Consider the following 1,026-nt stretch of genomic DNA (forward strand, 5'->3'; position numbering starts at 1 on the left):
ATGGCAAATATTTAGCAGATTTAATCGAGTATAAGTTATGAGTTTAATACAAATCGTTAACTTCCAGCCCCTGGGCGATGAACGCGGTTCACTAGTGGCGCTTGAAGCCAATAAGTCTGTTCCATTCGAAATCAAGCGTGTGTATTACATTTTTGGCACAAAGGAAGGCGTTTCGCGCGGCTTTCACGCCCATTGCAACCTTAAGCAAGTCGCCGTCTGTGTTACAGGATCATGCCGTTTTGTGCTTGATAACGGTAAACAACGCGAAGAAGTATTGCTCGACTGCTCAACTAAAGGGCTAATTATCGAGGATTTAACCTGGCGAGAGATGCACGATTTTTCACCCGATTGCGTATTGTTGGTTCTGGCGAGTGAGCACTACGACGAAAACGATTACATTCGAGACTACAACGAATTCCTAAAGGTCGTAAACGGTGAAGGCTAAAATCCATCCGCTGGCCGATGTGCAAACTAACCAAATTGGTGCAGGCACCACTATTTGGCAATTTAGTGTGGTGTTAAAAAACGCGAAAATCGGCGAAAACTGCAATATCAATGCGCTCACGCTTATCGAAAACGATGTCGAGATTGGCAACAACGTCACCGTTAAATCCGGTGTGCAGGTTTGGGATGGCTTACGCATCGAAGATAATGTGTTTATTGGTCCGAATGTCACCTTTACCAATGACTTTACCCCACGCTCCAAACAACGCCCGGCAGCATTTTTAAATACGATTATTAAGCATCACGCCTCCCTTGGCGCGAATGCCACCATTATTGGTGGCATTACAATCGGGCAATACGCCATGATTGGTGCGGCCGCCGTAGTCACCAAAGACGTGCCATCCCATGCGCTGGTCTATGGCAACCCCGCCAAACAACACGGCTGGGTATGCGAATGCGGAACAAAACTCGAAAATTTAACCTGTCCCACTTGCTGTGTACAATATGAAGTGAAGGATAATACCTTGAACAGAACAGAACAGAACAGAACAGAACAGAACAGAACAGAACAGAACAGAACAG

At 45.9% G+C, this 1,026-nt stretch carries 2 protein-coding genes; both read left to right on the forward strand.

Annotation, left to right across the window (positions count from 1 at the left end):
- Positions 1-37: 37 nt before the first annotated feature.
- Complete coding sequence (locus IBX48_RS10605) at positions 38-445, forward strand: FdtA/QdtA family cupin domain-containing protein (protein ID WP_296834415.1); 408 nt, start codon at positions 38-40, stop codon at positions 443-445.
- The coding region (locus IBX48_RS10610; RefSeq protein ID WP_296834418.1) for an acyltransferase at positions 435-1,026 on the forward strand (592 nt) is incomplete at its 3' end. The genes IBX48_RS10605 and IBX48_RS10610, both read left to right, overlap by 11 nt.

This window comes from Thiomicrospira sp., from assembly GCF_014859555.1.
Taxonomy (GTDB): domain Bacteria; phylum Pseudomonadota; class Gammaproteobacteria; order Thiomicrospirales; family Thiomicrospiraceae; genus Thiomicrospira.